The 25,625-nt window shown below is 59.9% G+C and carries 23 protein-coding genes and 2 tRNA genes; 9 read left to right on the forward strand and 16 right to left on the reverse strand.

Features of this window, described 5'->3' with window-relative positions; all coding sequences use genetic code 11:
- Positions 1–87: 87 nt before the first annotated feature.
- The 4 genes from ACIGDJ_RS20675 to ACIGDJ_RS20690 all read right to left on the reverse strand — a co-directional run bounded on the left by ACIGDJ_RS20675 (position 88) and on the right by ACIGDJ_RS20690 (position 4,386).
- Positions 88–1,434, reverse strand: coding sequence for a sigma-54-dependent transcriptional regulator (locus tag ACIGDJ_RS20675; protein WP_397479512.1), 1,347 nt, complete (start codon positions 1,432–1,434; stop codon positions 88–90).
- Positions 1,431–3,020, reverse strand: a complete 1,590-nt coding sequence (locus ACIGDJ_RS20680) for a sensor histidine kinase (RefSeq protein WP_397479511.1) — start codon at positions 3,018–3,020, stop codon at positions 1,431–1,433. Before ACIGDJ_RS20680 ends, ACIGDJ_RS20675 begins: the two co-directional genes overlap by 4 nt.
- Positions 3,010–3,243: a PP0621 family protein gene (locus tag ACIGDJ_RS20685; protein WP_101157594.1), complete on the reverse strand. Its 234-nt coding sequence runs from the start codon at positions 3,241–3,243 to the stop codon at positions 3,010–3,012. Before ACIGDJ_RS20685 ends, ACIGDJ_RS20680 begins: the two co-directional genes overlap by 11 nt.
- 126 nt (positions 3,244–3,369) lie before the next feature.
- The gene (locus tag ACIGDJ_RS20690) at positions 3,370–4,386 is read right to left on the reverse strand and encodes an outer membrane protein assembly factor BamD (RefSeq protein WP_101157596.1); all 1,017 of its coding nucleotides are present in this window, start codon (positions 4,384–4,386) and stop codon (positions 3,370–3,372) included.
- A 151-nt stretch (positions 4,387–4,537) separates the two neighbouring features.
- On the opposite strand from ACIGDJ_RS20690, the gene rluD reads away from it, so the two are divergent.
- The 6 genes from rluD (at position 4,538) to ACIGDJ_RS20720 (ending at position 11,159) form a co-directional block, all read left to right on the forward strand.
- The gene (gene rluD, locus ACIGDJ_RS20695; RefSeq protein WP_042610487.1) at positions 4,538–5,500 is read left to right on the forward strand and encodes a 23S rRNA pseudouridine(1911/1915/1917) synthase RluD; all 963 of its coding nucleotides are present in this window, start codon (positions 4,538–4,540) and stop codon (positions 5,498–5,500) included.
- A complete protein-coding gene (gene pgeF / locus ACIGDJ_RS20700) occupies positions 5,497–6,219 on the forward strand; it encodes a peptidoglycan editing factor PgeF (RefSeq protein WP_397479509.1) in 723 nt (240 codons plus the stop codon). The genes rluD and pgeF overlap by 4 nt, the downstream gene beginning before the upstream one ends.
- Before the next feature lie 130 nt (positions 6,220–6,349).
- Positions 6,350–8,914 carry an ATP-dependent chaperone ClpB gene (clpB, locus tag ACIGDJ_RS20705; protein WP_016773142.1) on the forward strand — a complete coding sequence of 855 codons (2,565 nt, stop codon included), beginning with the start codon at positions 6,350–6,352 and terminating at the stop codon, positions 8,912–8,914.
- Between the two features lie 296 nt (positions 8,915–9,210).
- Positions 9,211–9,286, forward strand: a tRNA-Asn gene (locus tag ACIGDJ_RS20710).
- A 9-nt stretch (positions 9,287–9,295) separates the two neighbouring features.
- A tRNA-Pro gene (locus ACIGDJ_RS20715) sits at positions 9,296–9,372 on the forward strand.
- 161 nt (positions 9,373–9,533) lie between these two features.
- On the forward strand, positions 9,534–11,159 hold the full coding sequence (locus ACIGDJ_RS20720; RefSeq protein ID WP_313005939.1) for a methyl-accepting chemotaxis protein: 1,626 nt from the start codon (positions 9,534–9,536) through the stop codon (positions 11,157–11,159).
- Between the two features lie 152 nt (positions 11,160–11,311).
- On the opposite strand, the gene ACIGDJ_RS20725 is transcribed toward ACIGDJ_RS20720, so the two are convergent.
- From ACIGDJ_RS20725 to ACIGDJ_RS20740, 4 genes are all read right to left on the reverse strand, one after another.
- A complete protein-coding gene (locus tag ACIGDJ_RS20725) occupies positions 11,312–12,610 on the reverse strand; it encodes an NAD(P)/FAD-dependent oxidoreductase (protein WP_101157603.1) in 1,299 nt (432 codons plus the stop codon).
- A 63-nt stretch (positions 12,611–12,673) separates the two neighbouring features.
- Positions 12,674–12,847, reverse strand: a complete 174-nt coding sequence (locus ACIGDJ_RS20730) for a DUF3094 domain-containing protein (RefSeq protein ID WP_007909875.1) — start codon at positions 12,845–12,847, stop codon at positions 12,674–12,676.
- A 51-nt stretch (positions 12,848–12,898) separates the two neighbouring features.
- A complete protein-coding gene (locus tag ACIGDJ_RS20735) occupies positions 12,899–13,426 on the reverse strand; it encodes an MOSC domain-containing protein (protein ID WP_101157605.1) in 528 nt (175 codons plus the stop codon).
- Entirely contained in the window at positions 13,423–14,049 is a 627-nt protein-coding gene (locus ACIGDJ_RS20740) for a DUF1780 domain-containing protein (RefSeq protein WP_101157607.1), read from the reverse strand. The genes ACIGDJ_RS20735 and ACIGDJ_RS20740 overlap by 4 nt, the downstream gene beginning before the upstream one ends.
- Before the next feature lie 189 nt (positions 14,050–14,238).
- On the opposite strand from ACIGDJ_RS20740, the gene ACIGDJ_RS20745 reads away from it, so the two are divergent.
- The gene (locus ACIGDJ_RS20745; RefSeq protein ID WP_397479508.1) at positions 14,239–14,928 is read left to right on the forward strand and encodes an energy-coupling factor ABC transporter permease; all 690 of its coding nucleotides are present in this window, start codon (positions 14,239–14,241) and stop codon (positions 14,926–14,928) included.
- Positions 14,929–14,978: 50 nt separating this feature from the next.
- Here ACIGDJ_RS20745 and yacG read toward each other — a convergent pair whose 3' ends face one another.
- The 5 genes from yacG to pilB are packed head-to-tail and all read right to left on the reverse strand — an operon-like array spanning position 14,979 to position 19,590.
- A complete protein-coding gene (gene yacG / locus ACIGDJ_RS20750; RefSeq protein WP_016773149.1) occupies positions 14,979–15,179 on the reverse strand; it encodes a DNA gyrase inhibitor YacG in 201 nt (66 codons plus the stop codon).
- Positions 15,176–15,799, reverse strand: coding sequence for a dephospho-CoA kinase (coaE, locus tag ACIGDJ_RS20755; RefSeq protein WP_313005931.1), 624 nt, complete (start codon positions 15,797–15,799; stop codon positions 15,176–15,178). Before coaE ends, yacG begins: the two co-directional genes overlap by 4 nt.
- Entirely contained in the window at positions 15,796–16,668 is an 873-nt protein-coding gene (locus ACIGDJ_RS20760) for a prepilin peptidase (protein ID WP_397479507.1), read from the reverse strand. The genes coaE and ACIGDJ_RS20760 overlap by 4 nt, the downstream gene beginning before the upstream one ends.
- A 1-nt stretch (position 16,669) precedes the next feature.
- Positions 16,670–17,887, reverse strand: a complete 1,218-nt coding sequence (locus tag ACIGDJ_RS20765) for a type II secretion system F family protein (protein WP_101157615.1) — start codon at positions 17,885–17,887, stop codon at positions 16,670–16,672.
- 2 nt (positions 17,888–17,889) lie between these two features.
- On the reverse strand, positions 17,890–19,590 hold the full coding sequence (gene pilB, locus ACIGDJ_RS20770; RefSeq protein ID WP_101157617.1) for a type IV-A pilus assembly ATPase PilB: 1,701 nt from the start codon (positions 19,588–19,590) through the stop codon (positions 17,890–17,892).
- Between the two features lie 226 nt (positions 19,591–19,816).
- On the opposite strand from pilB, the gene ACIGDJ_RS20775 reads away from it, so the two are divergent.
- Both ACIGDJ_RS20775 and ACIGDJ_RS20780 read left to right on the forward strand, forming a co-directional pair.
- The gene (locus ACIGDJ_RS20775; RefSeq protein ID WP_101157619.1) at positions 19,817–20,254 is read left to right on the forward strand and encodes a pilin; all 438 of its coding nucleotides are present in this window, start codon (positions 19,817–19,819) and stop codon (positions 20,252–20,254) included.
- Between the two features lie 298 nt (positions 20,255–20,552).
- Positions 20,553–20,906: a BON domain-containing protein gene (locus tag ACIGDJ_RS20780; RefSeq protein ID WP_101157621.1), complete on the forward strand. Its 354-nt coding sequence runs from the start codon at positions 20,553–20,555 to the stop codon at positions 20,904–20,906.
- Positions 20,907–21,084: 178 nt separating this feature from the next.
- Here ACIGDJ_RS20780 and ACIGDJ_RS20785 read toward each other — a convergent pair whose 3' ends face one another.
- The 3 genes from ACIGDJ_RS20785 to ACIGDJ_RS20795 form a co-directional block, all read right to left on the reverse strand.
- A complete protein-coding gene (locus ACIGDJ_RS20785) occupies positions 21,085–21,384 on the reverse strand; it encodes a DUF2845 domain-containing protein (RefSeq protein WP_101157623.1) in 300 nt (99 codons plus the stop codon).
- Positions 21,381–24,332: a DUF748 domain-containing protein gene (locus ACIGDJ_RS20790; RefSeq protein ID WP_397479506.1), complete on the reverse strand. Its 2,952-nt coding sequence runs from the start codon at positions 24,330–24,332 to the stop codon at positions 21,381–21,383. The genes ACIGDJ_RS20785 and ACIGDJ_RS20790 overlap by 4 nt, the downstream gene beginning before the upstream one ends.
- Positions 24,333–24,552: 220 nt before the next feature.
- A complete protein-coding gene (locus ACIGDJ_RS20795) occupies positions 24,553–25,569 on the reverse strand; it encodes a class I SAM-dependent rRNA methyltransferase (RefSeq protein ID WP_101157627.1) in 1,017 nt (338 codons plus the stop codon).
- Positions 25,570–25,625 lie beyond the last annotated feature (56 nt).

Raw genomic sequence — 25,625 nt, forward strand, 5'->3', positions numbered from 1 at the left:
GCAAGACCAAAAGATCGCAGCCTTCGGCAGCTCCGACATTGAAATGCGTACCCGTAGGAGCTGCCGAAGGCTGCGATCTTTTGCGATCTAATCCAGCCCCAACTTCTTCAGCCGATAGCGCATCGACCGAAACGAAAGGCTCAACCGCTGCGCCGCCGCTGTGCGGTTCCAGCGGGTTTCCTCCAGCGCCTGCAAAATCAGTTTGCGTTCGACGCTCTCCAGATAATCCTCGAGATTGTCGATCTGCGTCAGATCGGCCAATGCGCCATCCGCCGAGCAATTGCCCTCGCTCAAACGCAGATCCTGCGCCTCGATCATGCGGTTTTCGCACAAGGTGTGCGCACGTTCGAGCACGTTCTCCAGCTCGCGCACATTGCCGGGAAAGCGATAGTTCTTCAGCGCCTCCAGCGCCTGCGGATGCAGGCGTGCTTCGGGTTGTCCGGTGTCTTTGGCCAGACGCTTGAGCACGTGCATGGCGAGCGCTTCGATATCATCGCGGCGTTCGCGCAGGGAAGGCACGCGCAATTCGATGACGTTGAGCCGGTAATACAGATCCTGGCGGAATCGCTCTGCCGCGACTTCTGCCTCAAGATCTTTATGAGTGGCGCAAAGGATGCGCACGTCGACGACCGTCTCCTGCTGCCCGCCGACGCTGCGCACGGCTTTTTCCTGAATTGCCCGCAGTAGTTTCACCTGCATCGACAGTGGCAGATCGGCAACTTCATCGAGAAACAGAGTGCCGCCATGGGCCGCCTGGAACAGCCCCGGCTTGTCCTCGACGGCACCGGTGAAACTGCCTTTGCGGTGACCGAAGAATTCGCTTTCCATCAGCTCCGACGGAATCGCCCCGCAGTTCACCGGCATAAATGGCTGGCCAGCTCGCGGGCCCTGTTCATGGATCAAACGGGCGACCAGCTCCTTGCCACTGCCGGATTCACCGCTGATGTACACCGGCGCCTGACTGCGCGCGAGCTTGTCGATCTGCTTGCGCAGATTGGCCATCGGCGGCGAGTCGCCCAGCAGCCGTCGTTCGATTGCCGTGCCCAGGCCACCCGCTGTCGGCATGCGCAGGGCCGAACTGACCAACTCGCGTAGACGCGGCAGTTCTACCGGTTTGGTGAGGAAATCGAACGCCCCGGCTTTCAGCGCATTGATGGCCGTTTCCAGGTTTCCGTATGCGGTGATCATCGCCACTGGCAGATGCGGATCGCGTTGCTGGATGTGTTGCACCAGATCCAGCCCGGTGCCGTCGGGCAGGCGCATGTCGGTCAGGCACAGGTCAAAGTGCTCGCGCTGTAACAGCGCCTGGGCCTCGCCCAGATTGCGTGCGCTGAAGGTCTCGAGTTTCATCCGTCCCAGGGTGATTTCCAGGAGCTCGCGGATATCCGGTTCGTCGTCGACGATAAGAATTTTTTGCCGTGGGCTTGTATTCAACTTTGTTTCCGTCCGTGAGCAAAGGTGATGCGAAAGCAGCCGCCGCCTTGGCGTGATTTGAAGTCTAGGCGTGCCTGGTTGCTTTCGCACAGCTCACGGGACAGATAAAGGCCAAGACCGGTGCCCTGGCTGCTGGTGGTGAAGAACGGTTCAAAGAGATGCGCCTGTTCATCGGCCGACACGCCGGGACCGTTGTCCTGCACTTCGAGCACTGCCAATTGGCTGTCGGGGTCGACGAACAGGGCCAGCCAGACTTCGGCCAGTTCGTGCAGTTGGGCACTGTGCCGCCAGGCGTTGCGTATCAGGTTGTCGAGAATCTGCCGCAGCTGGTTGGGATCCATCAGTGTGGTGAAGTCTCCGGAATTGATCCGCAGATGAATATGCTGGCGCTCGGTGGCCTGCTCGCGGGTTTCGGCGACGAAGTTTTCCAGCCACGGCTTGAGATCCAGCCGTTGCGGTGCGCTTTGCTGGCGGCGGGACAGTTGCAGGACGTTTTCGATGACTCGATTCATGCGCTGGGAGTGGTCTTGAATAATCTGCGTCAGACGCCGATCTGCCATATCGAGTTCCTCGGACTCGGCCAGCAGCTGCGCGGCATGACTGATCGCGCCCAGTGGATTGCGAATTTCGTGAGAGATGCCGGCGGTCAAACGCCCGAGGGCAGCGAGTTTGAGTTGCTGCGCCTGTTGGGTGATTTGCGCCAGATCTTCGAGAAACACCAGCGTCTGCTGGTTCGGGCTCTGCTCTAGAGCGATGAAGCTAGGCTGCAATTCCAGGCCAATGTCGGGGATCTTCAGGCTCTGCGGGCGCAAGGTCGGGTTGTTGCGCCACATTTGCAGGCGATCGACCAGCGCGGGGGAATACTCGTCGATCAAATGTCCTTGCAGGTGGCTATGGCCGAGGAGGCTCTGCGCACTGTGATTGGCCAGTTGCACCCGGCGTTGTTCGTCCAGCACCAGAATGCCGGTGCGCATGCGTTGCAGGATCAGCGCATTGAGCGCTTCCAGGCCGACTACTTCGCTGGCGCGTTGTTCGGCCAGGGTTTCGCTGACCTCCAATCGGCGAATCAGCCCCTGCACCAACAATGAGGCGGCGAAGCACAGCGCGCCGAGGGTGCCGGCTTGCAGGTAGGCGTTGGCGCTGAGGGGCTGGCTGAGACCCAGCAGAAAGCTCAGGCCGACAATGCCAATCGCCGCGATGGCGGCAATCAGCAGGCCGATTCGCCTGCGCAGTAACGTGTTGCTGATCGCCACCGAGACGACCAGCAAATTGCCCAGCGCACTGACGACGCCGCCGGCCGCGTAGAACAGGCCGCACAACAGCAGCACATCGACGAGGGCCAGGCCGAACAGTTGCGCCGGGCGGCGGGTGCTTTCGAGGAACACCACCAGCAGCATGTTGATGATCAGGTAAAGCCAACTGCCGCCGCGCAGCAGATCGTCGTTGGCCGACGTCAGCAGGCGGTTGTCCATGTTGCTGGAGATCAGCAGCACCAGGGTGATGCCGACACTCAATCGGTACAGGTGATAAAGGCGCAGCAGACGCTGAGCCTGTTTCTGGTCGGCTTGGGCGGCCTCAGCGACCACTGGCGCCCGGGCCTTGCTCGAGATGAGCCTGGCTGCAATACCATTGTTGCTGGTTGCCCAGCGCGCGGTCGCGCGGCAAATGCACGCCGCAGTGGGCGCAGCGCACCATCGGCGGGGCGTCCTGTTCGCGCGGCGTTTGAGTGGACGAGGCGGGGGCCTTGAATTTGCGCCAGAGCCAGATGGCGGCGAAGATCAGGGCAATCCAGAACAATAAACGAAGCATGATGAGCGGCTTTTCGACTGATGATCCGGCAGTTTAGCCAAGGACCGGATCAGCGCCCAGCCAATTAAAGCGCGGCAATAAAAAAGGGAGATCCGCAGATCTCCCTTTGTTGTTCAACCGATGTGATCAGTCGAACACGCCGAAGGTCATGTAGCTGAACCACGAGCGATCGGTGTCGCTGGATTCCGGCTCTGGCTCTTCGATCACGTCGCCATTCTCGTCTTTAGGCTTGAGCTCGTTCGGGATCGCATCTTTCGCTTCCTGGAACTGCTTCTGCACATCCTGGTTGGCGCGGGTTTCGCCCGGCGGCAGCGGTGGACGCGATTCGATCAGGCCCAAAGTCGCCTTGCTCAGGAACGAACGGTTGTCGGCTTCGGCCACGCGTGGCACGAACTGGCCGTCCTGCAGACTCGAGTGGTCCGGGTAGTTGAGCTTGAGGGTTTCCAGGCTGGTGGCCGCCAGATCGTCGAGGTGCAGACGCTGGTAGGCTTCGGTCATCACCGCCAGGCCGTCGCCGACCGATGGGGTTTCCTGGAAGTTCTCCACCACGTATTTGCCACGGTTGGCAGCGGCTACATAAGCCTGACGGGTCAGGTAGTAGTCAGCGACGTGGATTTCGTAGGCGGCCAGCAGGTTGCGCAGGTAGATCATGCGCTGCTTGGCGTCCGGCGCGTAGCGGCTGTTCGGGTAGCGGCTGGTCAGTTGCGCGAACTCGTTGTACGAGTCGCGGGCGGCGCCCGGATCACGCTTGGTCATGTCCAGCGGCAGGAAGCGCGCCAGCAGGCCGACGTCCTGGTCGAACGAGGTCAGACCCTTGAGGTAGTAGGCGTAATCCACGTTCGGATGCTGCGGATGCAAACGAATGAAACGCTCGGCGGCGGACTTTGCAGCTTCCGGCTCGGCGTTCTTGTAGTTGGCGTAGATCAACTCCAGCTGAGCCTGATCGGCGTAGCGACCGAACGGATAACGCGATTCCAGGGCCTTCAGCTTGGCTGTGGCGCTGGTGTAGCTGTTGTTGTCCAGATCAGTCTGAGCCTGCTGATACAGCTCGGCTTCGCTGAGGTTTTCGTCTACGACTTCCTTCGATGAGCAAGCAGCGGTCAATGCGAGGATGGCGATCAGCAGCAGGTGTTTCACTTGCATGGCGGCTTGCGTCCCTATGACGGCCGCTGTCTTGGGCGGGGCCGTCCTGTTATGATGAGCGCCCCGTTGAAAAGCCTCGGGGCAAAAGACGCCGTATTTAACCACAAGCGCGCAGCCGAAACCAAAGGCTGTGCCGACGCCCAGTCCGAGCATGTCCGATAAAATAGAACTTCGCGCAGAGGTGCCGTCCGAATTGGGCGGCCAACGCCTCGATCAAGTCGCCGCCCAACTCTTCGCTGAGCACTCGCGCTCGCGCCTTTCCGCCTGGATCAAAGAAGGTCGCCTGACTGTGGACGGGGCGGTGATCCGCCCGCGCGACATCGTGCATGGCGGTGCCATCCTTGAGCTGACTGCCGAGCAGGAAGCCCAGGGCGAGTGGATCGCCCAGGACATCGAACTCGACATCGTCTATGAAGACGACGACATTCTGGTGATCAACAAGCCTGCGGGCCTGGTGGTGCACCCGGCTGCCGGTCACGCCGATGGCACGTTGCTCAATGCCTTGTTGCACCATGTGCCGGACATCATCAATGTTCCGCGTGCCGGCATCGTCCACCGTCTGGACAAAGACACCACCGGTCTGATGGTGGTGGCCAAGACCATTCAGGCGCAGACCAAACTGGTTGCGCAATTGCAGAGCCGCAGCGTCAGCCGTATCTACGAGTGCATCGTGATCGGCGTGGTCACCGCCGGTGGCAAGATCAATGCGCCGATCGGTCGTCACGGCCAGCAGCGCCAGCGCATGGCGGTGATGGAGGGCGGCAAGCCTGCCGTCAGCCACTACCGCGTGCTCGAGCGCTTCCGTTCGCACACCCATGTACGGGTGAAGCTGGAAACCGGTCGCACGCACCAGATCCGCGTGCACATGGCGCACATCAACTTCCCGTTGGTCGGCGACCCGGCGTACGGCGGGCGTTTCCGCATTCCGCCAGCGGCGAACCCGACCATGGTCGAATCGCTCAAGCACTTCCCGCGTCAGGCCCTGCACGCGCGCTTCCTCGAACTCGATCACCCGACGAGCGGTGAGCGGATGAGCTGGGAATCGCCGCTGCCGGAAGATTTCGTCTGGCTGCTGACCCTGCTCAAGCAGGATCGCGAGGCCTTCGTCGGATGAACTGGCTGACGCCGGACTGGCCTGCGCCGGCCAGCGTCAAGGCCTGTGTCACCACCCGCGAGGGTGGTGTCAGCGAGGCGCCATTCGACAGCCTGAATCTGGGCGATCATGTCGATGATCGTCCGCAGGCCGTCGCCGAGAACCGTCGGCGTCTGACTGATCACTTCTCCATACAGCCTGCCTGGTTGCAGCAAGTGCACGGGATCACCGTGGCGCAAGCTGATCCGGGCACCGTTGCGACTGCAGATGCCAGTTGGACAGACAAGCCCGGTATCGCCTGCACGGCCATGACCGCCGATTGCCTGCCGGCATTGTTCTGCAATCGCGCCGGCACTCGGGTGGCGGCAGCGCATGCCGGTTGGCGCGGGCTGGCGGCGGGTGTGCTTGAAGCCACCCTCGACAGCCTCGATGTTGCACCTGAGAACGTGCTGGTCTGGCTCGGCCCGGCCATCGGCCCGCAAGCCTTTGAAGTCGGCGCGGAAGTTCGCGACGTCTTCGTCAATCAGTTGCCGGAAGCGGCAACGGCTTTCGTGCCGAGCGACAACCCCGGCAAGTTCATGGCCGACATCTATCAGCTGGCGCGCTTGCGTCTGGCCGAACGGGGTGTGACGGCGGTTTACGGCGGCGGTTTCTGCACCGTGACCGATCCGCGCTTCTTCTCCTATCGCCGTGCGTCGCGCACCGGTCGCTTTGCCTCCCTCGTTTGGCTCACCCGCTAGACTCTCTGATCTGCATCAACCCTCCGACGCTTGAATCTTGCAGAATCGACCGCATCTATAGCGGTATCTGGCAGGTTTCTTTATTCAGGATGGTTTCTTAGGTCCGGCCTGCTCAAAAGGAAGGTGACCCATGCGTATAGACCGTTTAACCAGCAAATTACAGTTGGCCTTGTCCGACGCCCAGTCGTTGGCGGTAGGCCACGATCATCCGGCGATTGAGCCGGCGCACTTGATGCAGGCCATGCTTGAACAGCAGGGCGGTTCGATCAAGCCGCTGCTGATGCAAGTAGGCTTCGACGTCAACAGCTTGCGTAAAGAGCTGACCAAAGAGCTCGACCAATTACCTAAAATCCAGAACCCGACCGGCGACGTCAACATGTCGCAGGATCTGGCGCGCCTGCTCAATCAGGCCGACCGTCTGGCTCAGCAGAAGGGCGATCAGTTCATTTCCAGCGAACTGGTGCTGCTCGCCGCGATGGACGAGAACAGCAAGCTCGGCAAGTTGCTGCTCGGCCAGGGCGTGAGCAAGAAAGCTCTGGAAAACGCGATCAACAACCTGCGTGGCGGCGAAGCGGTGAATGACGCCAACCACGAAGAGTCGCGGCAGGCGCTAGATAAATACACCGTCGACCTGACCAAGCGCGCCGAAGACGGCAAGCTTGATCCGGTGATCGGCCGTGACGACGAGATCCGCCGTACCATTCAGGTTCTGCAACGTCGCACCAAGAACAACCCGGTGCTGATCGGTGAGCCTGGCGTGGGTAAAACCGCGATCGCCGAAGGGCTGGCTCAGCGCATCATCAACGGCGAAGTGCCGGATGGCCTCAAGGGCAAGCGCCTGCTGTCGCTGGACATGGGCGCGCTGATTGCCGGTGCCAAGTATCGCGGTGAGTTCGAGGAACGCCTGAAAGGGTTGCTCAATGAACTGTCGAAACAGGAAGGGCAGATCATTCTGTTCATCGACGAATTGCACACCATGGTCGGCGCCGGTAAAGGCGAAGGCTCGATGGACGCCGGCAACATGCTCAAGCCTGCACTGGCGCGCGGTGAGTTGCACTGCGTCGGCGCGACCACGCTCAACGAGTACCGCCAATATATAGAGAAGGACGCGGCGCTCGAGCGACGTTTCCAGAAAGTCCTGGTGGATGAGCCGAGCGAAGAAGACACCATCGCCATTCTGCGTGGCCTCAAGGAACGTTATGAGGTCCACCACAAAGTGGCGATCACCGACGGCGCGATCATCGCCGCTGCCAAGCTCAGCCATCGCTACATCACGGATCGGCAGCTGCCGGACAAAGCCATCGACCTGATCGATGAGGCCGCCAGCCGTATCCGCATGGAGATCGACTCCAAGCCGGAAGTGCTAGATCGTCTGGAGCGGCGCCTGATTCAATTGAAGGTGGAATCCCAGGCGCTGAAGAAAGAGAGCGACGACGCGGCGAAGAAACGCCTGGAAAAACTTCAGGAAGAAATCGAGCGTCACGAGCGTGAATACTCCGACCTTGAAGAAATCTGGAACTCGGAAAAAGCCGAGGTGCAGGGTTCTGCGCAGATCCAGCAGAAGATCGAACAGTCGCGTCAGGAACTGGAAGCCGCGCGCCGCAAAGGCGACCTGAACCGCATGGCCGAGTTGCAGTACGGGGTGATCCCGGATCTGGAACGCAGCCTGCAAATGGTCGACCAGCACGGCAAAAGCGAAAACCAGTTGTTGCGCAGCAAGGTCACTGAAGAAGAAATTGCTGAAGTCGTGTCGAAGTGGACTGGCATCCCGGTGTCGAAGATGCTCGAAGGCGAGCGCGACAAGCTGATGAAGATGGAGAGCCTGTTGCACAAACGGGTAATCGGTCAGGAAGAAGCGGTCGTGGCTGTGGCCAACGCTGTGCGGCGTTCACGGGCCGGGCTGTCCGACCCGAACCGTCCAAGCGGCTCGTTCATGTTCCTCGGCCCGACCGGTGTCGGTAAAACCGAGCTGTGCAAAGCGCTGGCCGAATTCCTCTTTGATACCGAAGAGGCGATGGTGCGGATCGACATGTCCGAGTTCATGGAGAAGCATTCCGTGGCTCGTCTGATCGGTGCGCCACCGGGCTACGTCGGCTATGAAGAGGGCGGTTATCTGACCGAGGCCGTGCGTCGCAAGCCGTACTCGGTGATCCTCATGGACGAAGTCGAGAAGGCGCATCCGGATGTGTTCAACATCCTGCTGCAGGTGCTTGAGGATGGACGCCTGACCGATAGCCACGGGCGTACGGTGGACTTCCGCAACACGGTCATCGTGATGACGTCCAACCTCGGATCGATGCAGATCCAGGAGCTGGTCGGTGATCGTGAAGCGCAGCGTGCGGCAGTAATGGACGCGCTGACGTCGCACTTCCGGCCAGAGTTCATCAATCGCGTGGACGAAGTGGTGATCTTCGAGCCGCTGGCGCGCGATCAGATTGCCGGGATTACCGAGATCCAGTTGGGTCGTCTGCGCAGTCGTCTGGCCGAGCGCGAGCTGAAGCTGGAGCTGAGTCCGGAAGCGATGGACAAGCTCATTGCCGTCGGTTACGACCCGGTCTATGGCGCACGGCCGTTGAAGCGTGCGATTCAGCGCTGGATCGAAAACCCGCTGGCGCAGTTGATCCTGTCGGGTCATTTCATGCCGGGCGACACCGCCACCGGCAAGGTCGAGAACGACGAAATCGTTTTTGGCTAAGCCTCAGCGGCAATGAAACCGGGAAGGCCTCGCATTGCGAGGCCTTTTTTTCGCCAGGCTGTTGAACTCAAAGGAAAAGGCTTGTAAAGTGCGCCCCGCAGTCAGTCACCGACAGCGTTTCAATCCACTGGGTTGAAAACTGAAATAAGTTGCAAATCATTAACTTGAAAGCAATTTAGGGGGTTGACAGAGGTGTTCTAGGTTGTAGAATAGCGCGCCTCAGACACACGAACGCAGCGATGCGAAACGGTGTCGAGAAGCTTCAGGTTTCACTGTTGTAAATTGAAATATGTAGTTCCGTGATAGCTCAGTCGGTAGAGCAAATGACTGTTAATCATTGGGTCCCAGGTTCGAGTCCTGGTCACGGAGCCAATTTCAAACCGGGGTATAGCGCAGTCCGGTAGCGCGCCTGCTTTGGGAGCAGGATGTCAGGAGTTCGAATCCCCTTACCCCGACCATATTGAAAATCCTCGTATCGAAAGATACGGGGATTTTTTTTGCCCGGCGAAAGCCGAATCTCTTCAAGTCGTCATACAACTGGCCGATAGCCCGCTAACACGAGGGGACTGCCAACACTTCACCCCTTGATCTAGCCATTACAAGAATAAGGGCGTTCGTCATGTTGCTTCGTCAGTTGAATATTGCACCTCGGGCTGCCCTCGGATTTGCCTTGATCGCGGTGTTGGTGGCCTTGCTCGGGGTTTTTGCGCTGGGGCAGATGTCGAGCATTCGCGACAGCGAGGTGGCGGTGGAGAACCGCTGGTTGCCGAGCATTCGTGGCGGCGACGAGATTCGTGAACTGATGCTGCGCATCCGAACCATCTCCCTGCGCATGGCGCTCGATCAGGATCCGGCCAACATCGCCACCTATCGCGGCCAGATGGACACCCGCGACAAGGAGCTGAGCGAGAAGATCGCCGCCTACGACAAACTGGTCGACACTGCCGAAGGCCAGCAACTTTATGACCAGTTCAAGAAAACCTTCGCCGCCTATCGCACCGGTATTGCCCAGTCATTTACCCTCGCCGAGCAAGGCAAACGTGACGAGCTGACCAAATTGCTGCTCGTCGACATGAAGACCGTGGTCGACGGCTCCGGCAAACAACTCAACGATCTCGCCGATCTATTCGCCCGCCAGGTCGCCGCCGAAAGCGAGAAGTCCGCTGCGCATTATGAAACCTCGCGAACCATCGTCAGCCTGTTCATTGGTTTGGCTGCGCTGGCCACGGTGGCCCTGGCGATGTTGCTCACGCGCAGTATCGTGCGGCCGCTGAGCAGCGCCGTAAGCGCCGCAGAAAGCGTGGCTCAGGGTGATCTCACCCGACCGATCGAAAGCCATGGCAACGACGAAGTCAGCCGCTTGCTCAAGGCCCTTGCGACGATGCAGCAGAACCTGCGGGAAACGCTGCAAGGCATCAGCGGCTCGGCGACGCAACTGGCCACCGCCGCTGACGAGTTGAGCGCTGTCACCGTCGACAGCACCCGGGGCTTGCAAGAGCAGAACAACGAAATCGAGCAAGCCGCCACTGCAGTCAACCAGATGACCGCTGCGGTGGAGGAGGTCGCGCGCAACGCGGTGTCGACGTCCGATGCCACGCGTCAATCCAGTCAGTCGGCTCAGTTGGGCCAGGAGCGTGTCAGCGAAACCGCCAGCGCTATCAATGCGCTGGCCAGTGATGTGCAGAACACTGAGGAACTGGTGCAGTCGCTGGCCAATCAGTCACAGGACATCGGCAAAGTGCTCGATGTAATCCGCGCCATCGCCGAGCAGACCAACCTGCTGGCGCTCAATGCCGCCATCGAAGCGGCTCGCGCAGGTGAAAGCGGGCGTGGCTTTGCGGTGGTGGCTGACGAGGTACGTGCACTCGCGTATCGCACTCAGCAATCGACTCAGGAAATCGAGCAGATGGTGCAGGGCATGCGCAGCGGTTCGAGTCTGGCGCTGGAGTCAATGCAGGCCAGCGCTTCCCGTGCAGCAAGCACTTTAGCCTTGGCTGAGCGGGCGGGTGAGGCATTGGTGACGATCACGGCGTCGGTGCACGAGATTCACGAGCGCAACCTGGTGATCGCCAGTGCGGCTGAGGAACAAGCGCAAGTAGCGCGGGAAGTGGATCGCAACCTGGTGAATATTCGCGACCTGTCGGTGCGTTCCGCTGCTGGCGCTGATCAGACAAGCGCATCAAGCCATGAGCTGTCGCAACTGGCCAATGCCCTGCAGGGCATGGTGCGACGCTTCCAGCTCTGATCCACAACCTATGAAAAGCCCCGCTCGCTGCAGGGCTCGGAATAAAGATCAGAGGTGGGAGCGAGCCTGCTCGCGAATGCGCTGGATCTGCGAGCAGCATGTTGCCTGCCCCACCGCCATCGCTGGCAAGCCAGCTCCCACGGATGTTGGCCTTAGTGCAGCTTCAAACGCGGCTCGGTGCCACGGCCAATCTTGCTCCCCAGCATCAGCATCGCCGTGCGGAACGGCCCGTACAGCGCCATCTGGTGCATGCGGTACAGCGACACATAGAACATCCGCGCCAGCCAGCCTTCGAGCATCACGCTACCGGTCAGGTTACCCATCAAGTTACCCACGGCAGAAAAACGCGACAGCGAAATCAGCGAGCCGTAATCGGTGTATTTGTACTCCGGCAGGGTCTTGCCTTCGATGCGCAGTTTCAGCGACTTGGCCAGCAGCGAAGCCTGCTGATGTGCCGCTTGTGCCCTCGGCGGTACGTTGCGATCGGTGCCCGGTTGCGGACAGGCCGCGCAGTCACCGAAGGCAAAGATGTTTTCATCACGTGTGGTTTGCAGGGTTGGCAGCACTTGCAGCTGATTGATGCGGTTGGTTTCCAGACCGTCAATGTCCTTCAGGAAACCCGGCGCGCGAATACCGGCCGCCCAGACTTTCAGGCTGGCCTTGATCTCGCTGCCGTCGGCGGTGATCAGGCTGTCGGCGGTGACCTCGCTAACCGACGCATTGGTCATCACGTTGACCCCGAGCTTTTCCAGCGTCTTGTGCACCGGCCCGCTGATGCGCTCCGGCAGGGCGGGCAGTACCCGTGGGCCGGCTTCAATCAAAGTGATGTGCATGTTTTCCGGTTTGATCCGGTCCAGACCATATGCCGCCAGTTCATGCGCCGCGTTATGAAGTTCTGCCGCCAGTTCAACGCCTGTGGCGCCGGCGCCGACGATGGCCACGCTGATCTGCTCGACCACATCGGTCTGCCCGGCATGGGCGCGCAGATAGTGATTGAGCAATTGCTGATGGAAGCGCTCGGCCTGTTTGCGCGTATCGAGGAACAGGCAATGCTGCGCCGCGCCCTGGGTGCCGAAATCGTTGGTGGTGCTGCCGACGCTGATCACCAGCGAGTCATAAGCCACTTCACGCGCCGGCACCAGCTCGACGCCGTTTTCGTCGTAGGTTGCGGCCAGCTGGATTTTCTTCTGCGCGCGATCGAGCCCGCTCATGCGCCCGAGCTGGAACTCGAAGTGGTTCCATTTCGCCTGGGCGACATAGTTGAGTTCGTCTTCGGAGGAGTTCAGAGATCCGGCAGCCACTTCGTGCAGCAGCGGTTTCCAGATGTGGGTCAGGTTCGCGTCGACCAGCATGATGCTGGCCGTGCCGCGCTTGCCCAGAGTCTTACCCAGACGGGTAGCCAACTCCAGACCGCCGGCGCCGCCGCCGACAATGACAATACGATGGGACATAGGGATAACTCGCAAGGTTTTTAAAGGGAATCGGTGCGGTTACCCGAGCGAGCGCGAGGCTGCTCATAGCGTCAGGTAACTGATAAATCGGCTCAACAGGCCCAGACCAATGGTTACTGCCAGCACCAGCACCAGGAGCATCCACGGCCGGAAGGGCCGGCGCTCGACACGGTGTTGGGACAATTGCAGGTACTCTTCGACATGCTTTTGGTCTTCGGGGTTCAGGCGGCTGGTCATATTTGCCTCGTCAGGTAGACGTTACTGAATGAACACAGGCTACAGCGGTTTTCAGCCGGGGTGGAACGCAGCAAAGCCGCTGTCCGGAACCGGTTCGACGCACACGCTATCGTCGAGGCGAATGATGCCGCTTTGTAACACCCGGGCGGTGATTCCGCCATGCCCGCGCACGGCTTGAAAAGTGCCCGGGCCAAGGTTGTTCTGCAAACGTGCGCAAGGCTGACACCAGCCAGTGGTTTCGAGTATTGCCTGCCCGATGCGAAAGCGCCGCCCCTTGAGGCTAAACAAATTGATTCCGCTTATAACGAGATTGCGCCGCAAATCTTCAGGCCGGATCGGTTCGTCATCGGGGCGGCCCATCAAGGCGTTGATCACCGCCAGGTGCTCCCACTGAATCAGCGTGACCTGCCGCGCATTGCGAACGCCGGGGCGGGCGTGATCGCCGGTGAGCCCGGCTTCCAGGCGCGCCTCAACCGCGTCGAGCTCCAGCATCGGCCCTCGGGATTCGGGCCGCACGCCGATCCAGCGCACGCGGCCCGACTGGGGAACATCGGCAATCAATTGCTGCAGCGGCGTCACAGGCTGATGCCCACGTCGAAGACGATGCTACGGCCGAGGTTGCTGCGCAGAAAGTCCGGTGCGTCGGGGTGTGCGAACAGCACGCGGGCGAACGTCGGGCCGACCAGCGACAGCGAGCGCCAGCCCTGACGCAGATATTCGGTCGGTGGCGGAAAATGACTGTTGAGGTCCAGCACTTCGCGCTTGAGGCTGGCGAAGGCGATGATGTCCAACTCACCCAGATCCATGCCGCGTTCCTTGTAGTTATGTGCCTTCTTGCGCAGGGTCGGCGCCAGGCGCAGGAGGAATTCATTGGCCGGGATGCGTTTTGGCTTGGCTTCGCGGCGCACCAGTTGGCTTAGAGAGAAGGCGCTGCGTCGGCGCTGCAGTTCGTCGCGCCATTCATCGTTGAGGCGGCGGCCTTCATCGAGGACGAAAAAAACTTCGAAATTGGCATCGCGAAACAACACGTCCGGCGGCTCGCCGGCCGGGGCGAACTCGTCGGTACGGTAGGGGATATTCAAGCCTTGCAACAGGCGCTGGCAGACCCAACGCTCACGCTCCCATTTGCGGGCATTGGACAGGAAAGCGTTGGCTTGCTCGGCCGCGATGGTCAGCAGGCGTAAATAATCTGAATCATCCATAAGCCCAAGCTTAGCGTCCAAATGCGACATGCAGATAGCTTTGCATCGGCCCAGACATAAACGTCGCGCGATTGCGCCCTTGTAGGAGCTGCCGAAGGCTGCGATCTTTTGCTTTTATAAACAAGATCAAAAGATCGCAGCCTTCGGCAGCTCCTACAAAAAACGTGTCGAGTGGCAGGTGAGGGAATCATGATCGGTGCCGAACTGCTTTCAACGGCAAGCCTGACGCTCGGCTGGCTGATTTATCTGCCGGTGTTGCTCTGGGCGATCGTCCGCGCGCCATGGGTCGAGCTGTTCAGCGACAGCCGCCGGCAGCATTTGCTCTTCGGTACGGTGTTCGCGCTGTTCCTGCTGTGGCTGGTGCGCAGGGATTTCGATACCGGTGTGTCCTATCACTTCATTGGCATGACGGCGGTCACCCTGCTGCTCGATTGGCCGCTGGCGATCATTGGTGGACTGGTCGCGCAGGTGGGGCTGGTGCTGTTGGGCCGTCAGGATCTGGCTGCGGTCGGCGTCAATGGCGCTTTGCTGATTCTGCTGCCGGTGCTGATCACCGAGTGCGTGGCGATTCTGGTCGAGCGTGCGCAGCCACGAAATCCGTTCGTTTACATCTTCTGTTCGGGCTTTTTCGTCGCCGCGTTGTCCGGCCTGTTGTGTCTGATCCTGAGCCTGACACTGCTCTGGTACGACGGCCTCTTTGCCATGCCGGAATGGCTGGAGGATTTCGTCGGTTACCTGTGGTTGCTGCTGTTCCCCGAAGCTTTTATCAACGGCATGGTCGTCAGCGCGTTGGTGGTGTTCTGCCCCGAGTGGCTGGAGACCTTCAACCGCACCCGTTACCTGTCGGCACCGTGGAAAGACGACGATCCGAAATCCTGATCCACATCGAACCGCCGTGCTCGCGGGCTTTATGCGCGCCTGGACGGCGATCAGTGACGCGGGTCGAAATCGCCGGAAAACAGTTCGTCTTCAGCATCCGGGGCGACTGGAATCTTGTGTTCTTCCGAGGCCCAGGCGCCGAGGTCGATCAGTTTGCAGCGGTCGGAGCAGAACGGACGGAATTTGTTCGCCGGGGTGAACTCGACGGGGGCGCCGCAGGTTGGGCATTCAACGGTTGGAATCTGGCTCATGCTTGGCCTCCGGATAAAGTCAGGTAAAAGTGATGCAGGCGCTCGACCTCGCTGTGCAGCCACGCGAGGTCACGGTCGTTGACGATGACATCGTCGGCGCGGCTTACGCGGTCTTCACGGCTCGATTGCGCCTTGAGGATCGCCTGCACTTGTTGTTCGCTGGTCTGGTCACGCTGCAGGGTGCGTTCGATCTGCAGTTGTTGCGGCGCATCGATGACCAGGATGCGTTGTGTCATCGCATATTGCCCGGACTCGATCAGCAACGGCGAAACCAGAATCGCGTAAGGCGATTTTGCCTGCGCCAGATGATGAGCGATTTCTTCGCCGATCAGCGGATGCAGCAGCGCTTCGAGCCAACGCCGTTGTTCGGCGTCCTCGAAAATCAGCGTGCGCAGGGCGGCACGGTCCAGCGTGCCATCGGCCTGCAATACGCCGGAACCGAAATGTTCGGCGATCTTCGCCAGCGCCGGACGCCCCGGCTCGACCACCCAGCGCGCCGCATGATCGGCATCCACCACATGCACACCGAGGTCGATGAAGTGCTGGGCCGCCGCGCTTTTACCGCTGCCGATGCCGCCGGTCAGGCCAAGAATCCAGGGTTTTTCCACAGGGGTATTCATTTCAAACCGACAGACTGCCAATAGAAGTCGGTTATTTGACCACCCCAGAGCAAGGCAATCCAGCCGGCAATTGCCAGAAAGGGCCCAAACGGGATCGGCGTCGAGGTTTCCTGAGCGCGCAGACGCAGCATGACGACACCCAAAATCGCCCCCACCAAGGAAGACAGAAGAATCGTCAGCGGCAGGATCTGCCAACCACCCCACGCCCCAAGCAGGGCCAGCAGCTTGAAATCGCCATGACCGATGCCGTCCTTGCCGGTCAGCAGTTTGAACAGCCAGAACACCGACCACAGCGCCAGATAACCCGCGACCGCGCCCCACAATGCATCGGGCAACGCCACGAACACGCCGAAGCTGTTGACGATCAGCCCCAGCCACAGCAACGGCAGCACCAGCACATCGGGCAGCAGTTGATGTTCGCAGTCGATCAGACTCATCGCCAGCAAGCCCCACGTCAGCAAAATCAACAAACCTGCCGGCCAGCCAAAGCCCAGGTGCCAGGCGATGAATGCCGAGAGCAGGCCGCAGGCCAGTTCGGTCAGCGGGTAACGTTTGCTGATCGGCGCCGAGCAGGCCGAGCAGCGACCGCGCAGGCACAGGTAGCTGAGCAGCGGAATGTTTTCCCACGGCCGGATCCGATGTCCGCAATGCGGGCATGCGGAATGCGGCAGCATCAGGTTGTAAGTCGGCACAGGCGTTTCGGTGGGCAGGCCGAGCACATCATGGGCTTGCTGGCGCCAGTCGCGCTCAAGCATCTTCGGCAGACGCCAGACCACCACATTGAGAAAACTCCCCACCACCAGCCCGAGCAGCAGCGCGGTGACCACAAAGGCCAGCGGATACACGGCAAACAGTTCGTCGATAGGCATGTCAGATCGCTGAGCCGAGTTGGAAGATCGGCAGGTACATGGCCACCACCAGTCCACCGACGATGACTCCCAGCACCACCATAATGAACGGCTCCATCAGGCTGGTAAGGTTGTCGACCATGTTATCGACCTCGGCTTCATAGAAGCCGGCGACCTTGTCGAGCATGTCATCCAGCGCCCCGGACTCCTCGCCGATGGCGGTCATCTGCACCGCCATGTTCGGAAACACACCGGTGCTGCGCATCGAGAAATTCAGTTGCATGCCGGTCGACACGTCTTGACGAACCCTCAGCACTGCACGCTTGAACACCACGTTACCGGTGGCGCCGGCGACCGAATCGAGCGCTTCCACCAGTGGCACACCGGCTGCGAATGTGGTCGACAGCGTTCGGGCAAAACGCGCGACGGCGGACTTGTACATCAAAGTGCCCACCAGCGGCAGTTTCAGCAGCCACGCATCACGACGGTCGCGCAGGGCCTGTGAAGTCTTCAGCGCGTGGCGAGTACCGAAAAACGCCGCCACCAATACCAAAAGAATCGCCCACCACCACTGTTGCATGAATTCCGACAGGCTGATGATCATCAGGGTGAAGCCGGGCAGTTCGGCACCGAACCCGGAAAATACCGACTGGAACTGCGGCACCACTTTGACCAGCAGAATGCCCGTTACCACAGCCGCCACCAGCACCACGGCGGTGGGGTAAGTCATGGCTTTCTTGATCTTGGCCTTGAGCGCTTCGCTTTTTTCCTTATAGGTCGCGACCCGTTCGAGCAAGGTGTCGAGGGCGCCGGACTGTTCGCCGGCGTCGACCAGGTTGCAGTACAACTCGTCGAAGTATCGCGGCTTTTTGCGCAGGGCGGTGGCAAAGCTGTTACCTGCCGCGACCTCCTGTTTGACCTCATCGACCAGCTTGCGCATGGCCGGGTTTTCGAAGCCTTCACCGATGATGTCGAAGGACTGCAACAGCGGTACACCAGCCTTCATCATCGTTGCCATCTGCCGGGTGAAAAGGGCGATGTCCTGCGGTTTGATGCGTTTGCCCAAGGTCAGCAGGGACGCTGATTTCTTGCGCACCTTGCCGGGGTTGATCCCCTGTTTACGCAACTGCGCCTTGATCAGTGCGGGATTCTGCCCACTCAATTCTCCAGTGACCTTGCTGCCTTTGCGGTCTGTGCCTTCCCAGGCGTAAACGCTGACTTTCGCTGCCTTGACCGCCATGTTCAATCCTTGGTGACCCGGTTGATTTCCTCAAGGCTGGTGATGCCTTGCATGGCCTTGTGCAGCCCCGAAGTGCGCAGATCGGCGAAGCCGTCGCGACGCATCTGAATGTCGATTTCCAGCGAATTGCCCTCGGCCATGATCAGCCGTTGCAGGTCCGGTGTGTTCTTTACCACTTCATAAATCCCCACGCGTCCTTTGTAACCGCCGTTGCAGTGATCGCAACCGACCGGCTCGTAGATCGTGAAATGGCCGATGCGTTCCTCGGGAAAGCCTTCCTTGAGCAAGGTTTCGTGCGGGATTTCCAGCGGCCGCTTGCAGTGCGCGCACAACTTGCGCGCCAGACGCTGGGCGATGATCAGGCTGACCGAGGTGGCGATGTTAAAACCGGGAATGCCCATGTTGTGCAGGCGCGTGAGGGTTTCCGCCGCGCTGTTGGTGTGCAGGGTCGACAGCACCAAGTGGCCGGTCTGCGCAGCCTTGATCGCGATCTCGGCGGTTTCCAGGTCGCGGATCTCGCCGACCATGATCACGTCCGGATCCTGGCGCAGAAACGAACGCAGCGCCTGGGCGAAGTCCAGCCCTTGCCGAGGATTGACGTTGACCTGGTTGATGCCTTCCATGTTGATTTCCACCGGGTCTTCGGCGGTGGAAATGTTGATGTCGACGGTGTTGAGGATGTTCAGCCCGGTGTACAGCGACACGGTTTTGCCGGAGCCGGTGGGGCCGGTGACCAGAATCATCCCTTGCGGCTGTTTCAGCGCAGCGAGGTACAAGGCCTTTTGTTCGGTTTCGTAACCCAAGGCGTCGATGCCCATTTGCGCACTGGACGGGTCGAGAATCCGGATCACCACTTTTTCACCCCACAGCGTCGGCAGGGTATTGACGCGGAAATCGATGGATTTGCTTTTTGACAGACGCATCTTGATGCGCCCGTCCTGCGGTTTGCGCCGTTCCGAAATATCCAGACTGGCCATTACCTTCAAACGCGCGGCAATGCGCCCGGCCAACTGGATTGGCGGCTTGGCCACCTCACGCAGCATGCCGTCGGTGCGCATGCGCACCCGATAGTTTTTTTCGTAGGGCTCGAAATGCAGGTCGGAAGAGCCGCTCTTGATCGCATCGAGCAGCATTTTATGCACGAAGCGCACGACCGGGGCGTCGTCCGCATCGAGGCCGCCGATAACGTCCTTTTTGCTGTCATCGATGGATTCGACGTCGAGGCCGTCGAGATCGACATCGGCCATTTCTTCCAGGCCCGAGGTGTGGCTGTCGAAGAACTTGTCGATGGCGTCGCTGAGCTTGTCGTCCTCGACCAGAATCGCTTCGGTGCTCAGGCCGGTGCTGAACTGGATGTCGCTGATCGCCTGCTGATTGCTCGGATCGGAAAGCCCCACGAACAGTTTGTTGCCGCGCCGCCACAGCGGCAGGGCGCAGTGCTGACGAACCAGTTTTTCACTGACCAGCCCCTTGGGCTGGGTTTCTTTGTCCAGGCAATGCAGATCGAGTAGGGCCATGCCGAAATGTTCGGAAGCGATCTCGGCGATCTGCCGGCTGTTGACCAGTTTGTTGTGCACCAGGTAATTGACCAGCGACACACGATTGCGCTGGGCCTGCGCCCAGGATTGCCGGGCACTTGTTTCCGTGAGCAGTTCGGCCTGGACCAATTGCTTGGCCAGACCGCTCAGAGCGATGTCATTCATGGGGATCCCGCACGCTTGCCGTTCATGACTTATAGCCTAGTCAAGTGACAGCGCCAAACACGGCCCGTGCAGGTGACAAAAAGTGTCAGATAGTGCGGTTACAGGTTGTAGGAAACGGCACAGCGGATTGCGCGCGCCCAGCGGGCGGGGCCTGAAAGGCGTTGGCATGGGCTGTGCTGAGCCTTGTTCAGATCATGAGATTTCGACTCATGCATGGAGCGTGTTTATGAAAAAACAACAAGGTTTCACATTGATCGAGCTGCTGATCGTTGTGGCGATCATCGGTATTTTGGCGACGATCGCCCTGCCGCAGTATTCGAAGTATCAGGCGCGGTCGAAGGTGACGGCGGGGTTGGCGGAGATCAGTGCATTGAAAGTGCCGTTCGAGGACACGATCAATCAGGGCACCGCGCCGAGTCTGGCCAACGTGGCTAACGGTACGACTGCCACTTCCAACTGTACGTTGGCAGTCACGGGTACAGCGGCGACTGGCGAAGGTTCGATTACCTGCACTCTGCTCAATGCACCGGGTCCGGTATTGGGGAGAACCGTGACTCTCTCTCGTTCCGGTGCTGCTACGGGTAATACCTCCGGAGTATGGACCTGCGCGACAACCGTAAACTCGGACTACGCTCCTCGAGGCTGCACGGCCAGCGGTGCGTAATCACGTTGCTGTCCGAACTGGAAATGCCCCGCACTGCGGGGCATTTTCGTTTCAGACCCCTTCACAAAAGCTCCAATAATTTCAGCGACTTATGAACTTTCCGGAAAACCGCAACTTGCATGTGAATTTCACTCGAGTCATGCATTTTGCATGAAAATGAAATTCACGGTTTTTCATAACTCATTGTTTTTAAACGATTTTATACGACGGAAAAAGTTGGCACAGCGTTCGCACTATCTCCGGTAACCCTGCTGACAAGCGTTACAGCAGACTTCCAGTAAAAACAGGAGTTACTCGTATGAAGAAGTTCGCTATCACTGCCGCTGCTACCGCTCTGACCCTGACCATGGCTGGTGGCGCTTTCGCCCAGACCACTCAGGCTACCCAGTCGCCAATGGTTCTGGCTGCCGGTGAAATGACTCAGGCCAAAGAAGCTACTTCTGACACCTGGATCACTACCAAAGTGAAAAGCGATCTGGTTACCGAAAAAGGTATTCCAGGCACCGACATCAAAGTCGAAACCAACAAAGGTGTAGTTTCCCTGTCTTCTGACGTAGCTGTTACCGAAGCTCAGAAAACCACCGCTGTGAACATCACCAAGAAAATCAAAGGCGTTAAAGCGGTCTCCGCTGACGGCCTGAAAGCCGAGTAAGGCAAGACTTCTCGCCTGAACCGGGAGAAGACGCGACAGACGGGCCGAGCAATACGTCTGCCGCAACTTTAGAGTTCATGCGAACGGTCACACGGATGTGACCATTACAGGCCCCGGCACTTGTGTCGGGGCCTGTTCTATTTGGAGAATCAAAAGATCGGACGATCTTTTGATCTTCTCAGTTACCGCGTTTGCTGTTGATCTGCCGCAGGCGGTTACCTTCAAAGCGCAGGTATTGGTACATGCCGTTGTTCGGGCCGTAGGACCATTCCTCGACCTGAAACTCCTCGCGGCGATTGGCACTGCGCTTGTAGCCAAGCACGTCACGGCTCACCGGCTCTCCACACTTTTGCAGCACCTCGCTTGCGCGGTCGCCGAGGCTGATCAACTGGCTGCCACAGCGCAATGTATCCGAAGCCGACGCGTGGCCGGCGGCGCACGTCAGAGCGAGCACCGCCAGCCAGTTACGCACGGTCATTCTGCATCCAGGTGCATTTGTGTAACCACGCGGCCATCGCTTTCGGCCTCGCCGAGGTTGGCGTCGATGAAATACACGCGGTCATCCTCGAGCTTGCCCTTGTCGACCAGGTAATCCTTGATGGTGCTGGCGCGATCCTGGCCCAACTGACGCAGCAGCACATCGCTGCCGCTCCAGAACGCGATAACGCCCTGGCGCATTTTCGCCGTGCGTTCCTCTTTGCCCAGGTCTTTCCATTCTGCCGGTGGCTGGGTTTTCAGGCGGGTGCGGTAGATGCCTTCGAGCAAGGCTCCTTTCTCGCTTTCAGGTACTTGCAGCAGTGAGGCCTGGGCCGGGACTTTGTCGCCACGGCGCTGAAGCATCTTGTAGTAGTTGTACTGATATTCACGTTCGAGACGTTGCTCGGCCAGCAACGGTCCGTCACTGCTTTTTGCGGCAGTGCCTTCGATCTCCAGGCGCAGCGCCGGACGTTCCTTGAGTGCTTGCGACAGTTTCACCAGCGCCGCTTCGGCGTCCTTGCTCAAATCGCTGGAACCCGGCGCGAAGGATACGGTGCCGAGGTCTTCGGAGCCGCCGCCACTGACCAGTCCGCCAATCATCTTGAACGGTGCGGCGGCGGCCTTGACGATCAGGTTGCGCAGCGTCTGCCAGACGATCGGCATCACGCTGAACTGCGGATTATTCAGATCGCCGGTCACCGGCAATTCGATGGAGATCTTGCCGTCGACATCCTTGAGCAGGGCGATCGCCAGTTTAAGCGGCAGACTCACCGCATCGGGGCTGTCGACTTTCTCGCCCAGTTGCAGTTGCTCGACGACAACTTTGTTCTCAGCCTTCAATTGACCCTTGGTGATCAGGTAATGCAGGTCAAGGTTGAGCCGGCCCTTGCGGATGCGGTATCCGGCGAATTTGCCGGAGTAGGGCGTCAGGGTCGTCAGTTCGACGCGCTTGAAGCTGGTGGCGATGTCGAGGCTGGCCATCGGGTCGAACGGATTGACCGCACCCTTGATGGTCACCGGCGCGTAGCGGTCGACCTTGCCTTTGATGTCGACGCTGGCCGGTTTTGCCTGGCGACTGTCGATGGTACCGATCTGGCCGTTGAGCTGCTGCACGGCGGTGGCGAAATTCGGCGTCAGGCTGAAGTCGGCGAAGTTGGCCGAACCGTCGTTGATAGCGATCGCGCCGACGTGAATGCCCAGCGGCTTGTCCTTGCCGGCCGGTTTGGCTGCGGTGCTTTTTGCTCCGCTGTCGGCCGGTTGCGGGATCAGCAGGTCGTCGACGTTGGTGGTGCGATCATCGTTGATCATGAATCGCACATAGGGCTGCAACAGGTTGACCTTGTCGATCGACAGGCTGTCGCCGTGCTGATAGTTGATGCCGTCGACCACCACTTGCTGCCATTTGAGGAAGTCGCGGGTCTTGAGCGTATCGAGGGTGTGCAGTTGATCGATCTGCGCGCGGCCGGTGACGCTGAGCGCCAGTGGTTCGGTGCTTTTCAGGTCGACCTTGAGGTCACTGCCGAGCATGCCGCTGCGCAGCTCCAGACGAATGAACGGGTTGATGTAGGACTGCGCGACGCGCAAGTCGACGTCTTGGGTTTTTACGTTGAGTTGCGCGTTGACCGGGGCCAGATTCACCGTGCCGTCTGCGCTGATCTTGCCTTGTTTGCCCAGGCCGCTGTCGAGCTTGATTTTGAAAGGCGAGCCATTGAGGCTGTCGAAATCCTGCAGGTCGACGTTCAGCGGGGTGATGTCCAGCGCCACCGCCGGTTGCGCCGAACGATCAGCGAGATGAACCGTGTAGTTGCGCAGTTGCACATCCTTGACCAGCACCTGCCATGGCTTGCTCGCTGCAGTCGATTCAGGCTTCGGCGAGTCGGCGGCAGCCGGGGCATCGGCCGGTTCGGCGGCGGCTTTGGCAGCAGGTTTCGAAGGCTGACTGGCGAACAGCTTCTGCCAGTCCAGTTGTCCGTCGGCTTCCAGCGCGGCCCAGGTTTCCAGTTTGTTGCTGCGGATCTTGCCGACCACCACTTGCTGCCTGGCAAGGTCCAGCGAGGTTTCGCTGACGTCGAGACGTTCGAGCCTGGCCAGTGGGCGTCCATCCGGGGCCTTGATGGCGAACGGAGCGATGCTCACCGCAACGTTGTTCAGCAGTAATTCGGTCTGTTTCGACAAATTGAGTTTGTACTCGGTGCTGAGGCTGACTACGCCGTTTTCCAGCACCAGCGGCACCGCGTCGCGTACGTAAGGCCAGAAGGATTTCATCTGGCCATCGGTGACTTTCAAGGTACCTTCGGAGGTGAACGGGATCAGGCTGAAGTTGCCAGTCCAGTCGATCCGTCCGCCAGCGGGGCCGATCGCGACGAGGGTCATGTCGGCGCTGTCCTCGGGCAGAGTGCTGAGGTTTTTCAGCTCGAAACTGAGATCGTCGTATAGGAATTCGATCGGCTCGCTGGGGCGCACATCTTCGAAATGCACAACGCCGCCGGCCAGTTTGATGTTGTCGATGCGCAGCGGAAACGGCTTGGCGTCGGGATCGGCGGGTGTGGGCTCACTCGGCGGCACGTTGAACAGACCCAGCAGGTTGAGCTTGCCGTCCTTGGCAAAAAGGATTTCGCTCTTGGGTTTGTCCAGTTCGATGTCCGACAGGTGCAGCGCCTTGGTCCACAGGCTGTCGATTTGCAAGTTGGCATAGAGGCGATCGAAGCCGACCTGCTCCTTGCCCGGCTCGCCGATGACCAGGCCCCACAAGGTGACCTCAAGGCTGAACGGGTTGAGCTCGATGCGCTGCAGATGCGCTGGCACCGTCGCGTAGTTCGCCAGTTGCTGGTTGACCACGCGCAAGGCAATGCCCGGCAGGATCAGAAACCCCAGCAGGCTGTAGAGGGCCAGGGCTGTCAGCAGTGCGCCAATCGCGCGAATCAATCCTTTGGGCATGTGCGGCTTCATCTGTCTGAATCGGAGTGCCTTGGAGTATGGCACGCGATTCTGGTTCCGAAGTGCTTGATGTGGGCCAGGATTGTTCAGAAATCTCTGTAGGAAAATATTCCATGTTGGGGCGGCGTGCTCGCGAAGCCGTCGGATCAGGCAGCCTTTTTGATGACCGATACACCGCTTCCGCGAGCAAGCTCGCACCCACAATGGAGTGTGGCTAATCGTGAATCGGCAATCACAGTTGCAAAATCAACGTCTTCAACGGCGGTTGTTGATCCTGCGAAGGGAAGTCGGCGCCCGGGGGCATCACGCTCCACTCGCGCACCGGCCGCCCGGCCTTCTCGGCGCAGCGCAACACTTGTTCGCGCCAGTCGTCCATGCTGACTTTCGCCAGGTTGTTGCAGCAGATCAGCACGCCGTTGTCGGCGGTGGTCAGTAGCGCCGGTTTGAGCAGGCTTTGATAATCGCGCAGCAGATCGACCGTGCCGAACGCGCTTTTCGCCCATGCCGGCGGGTCGAGCAGCACCAGATCGTATTGGCGCTGTTCGAGGCGCTGATAGCTCGGCAGTTTCTGCCCGCGCCGTTGGCTGATCGGCAGGCCGGCGAGTTGGCGGATGGCTGGAAAGTAATCGGATTGAATGAATTGCATCGGCGGCAGTTGCGGGTTGAGTAAGCCGTTCTCACGACCAACCGCCAGATTGCCCTCGGCGAAATCCAGATTGCACACTTCGCGCGCACCGCCCGCCGCAGCGCTGAGACCAACGCCACAGGTATAGGCGAACAGGTTGAGCACGCTTTTGCCTGGCGCGTGATCCTTGACCCAGCCGCGGGTGTTGCGCAGATCCAGGAACAGCAGCGGATCCTGCCCGGCATGACGCCCGCGCACGCGGTAGTTCAGGCCCCATTCATGTCCGACCAGATCGGCCAGTGCAGCGTCATCGGCTTTATAGACGCTGTCTTCGCGATCGATCCGCGAGTTGCCACGGGAGCGGTCGTTGTAGACCAGCAGGCTGTCGAAGCCCAGCGTCTGGTTGACCATGGCGTGCAGTTGCAGCAGATCATCACGTTCGAGGGTCTGGTGAAAACTCTGCACCAGCAGTTGCGGGCCGTAGCGGTCGATGGTCAGGCCACCGGCGCCTTCCTGGCTGCCGTGGAACAGCCGATAGCAATCGGTGCCCTGGCTGTGCAGCGCAGCAAGCAGGTCCTGGCGTTGATCGAGGGCGGCGCGCAGCGCCTGATTCAAGGAAGACATGCGGGCGCCTTGCTGAGAGGAATTGGGGCGCGGGAGTTTAACAGTTTGCCGGTGGA

Origin of the sequence: Pseudomonas sp. NPDC079367, assembly GCF_044542195.1 — a bacterium.
Taxonomy (GTDB): Bacteria; Pseudomonadota; Gammaproteobacteria; order Pseudomonadales; family Pseudomonadaceae; genus Aquipseudomonas.

What these genes read in the sequence shown, in the direction of transcription:
- ACIGDJ_RS20775 (WP_101157619.1), top strand. Translation starts at nt 19,817, where the DNA reads ATGAAAAAACAACAAGGTTTCACATTGATCGAGCTGCTGATCGTTGTG.
- ACIGDJ_RS20720 (WP_313005939.1), top strand. Translation starts at nt 9,534, where the DNA reads ATGTTGCTTCGTCAGTTGAATATTGCACCTCGGGCTGCCCTCGGATTT.
- pilB (WP_101157617.1), bottom strand. Translation starts at nt 19,590, where the DNA reads ATGAATGACATCGCTCTGAGCGGTCTGGCCAAGCAATTGGTCCAGGCC.
- ACIGDJ_RS20725 (WP_101157603.1), bottom strand. Translation starts at nt 12,610, where the DNA reads ATGTCCCATCGTATTGTCATTGTCGGCGGCGGCGCCGGCGGTCTGGAG.
- ACIGDJ_RS20780 (WP_101157621.1), top strand. Translation starts at nt 20,553, where the DNA reads ATGAAGAAGTTCGCTATCACTGCCGCTGCTACCGCTCTGACCCTGACC.
- pgeF (WP_397479509.1), top strand. Translation starts at nt 5,497, where the DNA reads ATGAACTGGCTGACGCCGGACTGGCCTGCGCCGGCCAGCGTCAAGGCC.
- ACIGDJ_RS20740 (WP_101157607.1), bottom strand. Translation starts at nt 14,049, where the DNA reads ATGGATGATTCAGATTATTTACGCCTGCTGACCATCGCGGCCGAGCAA.
- yacG (WP_016773149.1), bottom strand. Translation starts at nt 15,179, where the DNA reads ATGAGCCAGATTCCAACCGTTGAATGCCCAACCTGCGGCGCCCCCGTC.
- ACIGDJ_RS20745 (WP_397479508.1), top strand. Translation starts at nt 14,239, where the DNA reads ATGATCGGTGCCGAACTGCTTTCAACGGCAAGCCTGACGCTCGGCTGG.
- ACIGDJ_RS20760 (WP_397479507.1), bottom strand. Translation starts at nt 16,668, where the DNA reads ATGCCTATCGACGAACTGTTTGCCGTGTATCCGCTGGCCTTTGTGGTC.
- clpB (WP_016773142.1), top strand. Translation starts at nt 6,350, where the DNA reads ATGCGTATAGACCGTTTAACCAGCAAATTACAGTTGGCCTTGTCCGAC.
- ACIGDJ_RS20685 (WP_101157594.1), bottom strand. Translation starts at nt 3,243, where the DNA reads ATGCTTCGTTTATTGTTCTGGATTGCCCTGATCTTCGCCGCCATCTGG.
- coaE (WP_313005931.1), bottom strand. Translation starts at nt 15,799, where the DNA reads ATGAATACCCCTGTGGAAAAACCCTGGATTCTTGGCCTGACCGGCGGC.
- rluD (WP_042610487.1), top strand. Translation starts at nt 4,538, where the DNA reads ATGTCCGATAAAATAGAACTTCGCGCAGAGGTGCCGTCCGAATTGGGC.
- ACIGDJ_RS20730 (WP_007909875.1), bottom strand. Translation starts at nt 12,847, where the DNA reads ATGACCAGCCGCCTGAACCCCGAAGACCAAAAGCATGTCGAAGAGTAC.
- ACIGDJ_RS20785 (WP_101157623.1), bottom strand. Translation starts at nt 21,384, where the DNA reads ATGACCGTGCGTAACTGGCTGGCGGTGCTCGCTCTGACGTGCGCCGCC.
- ACIGDJ_RS20790 (WP_397479506.1), bottom strand. Translation starts at nt 24,332, where the DNA reads ATGAAGCCGCACATGCCCAAAGGATTGATTCGCGCGATTGGCGCACTG.
- ACIGDJ_RS20690 (WP_101157596.1), bottom strand. Translation starts at nt 4,386, where the DNA reads ATGCAAGTGAAACACCTGCTGCTGATCGCCATCCTCGCATTGACCGCT.
- ACIGDJ_RS20795 (WP_101157627.1), bottom strand. Translation starts at nt 25,569, where the DNA reads ATGTCTTCCTTGAATCAGGCGCTGCGCGCCGCCCTCGATCAACGCCAG.
- ACIGDJ_RS20765 (WP_101157615.1), bottom strand. Translation starts at nt 17,887, where the DNA reads ATGGCGGTCAAGGCAGCGAAAGTCAGCGTTTACGCCTGGGAAGGCACA.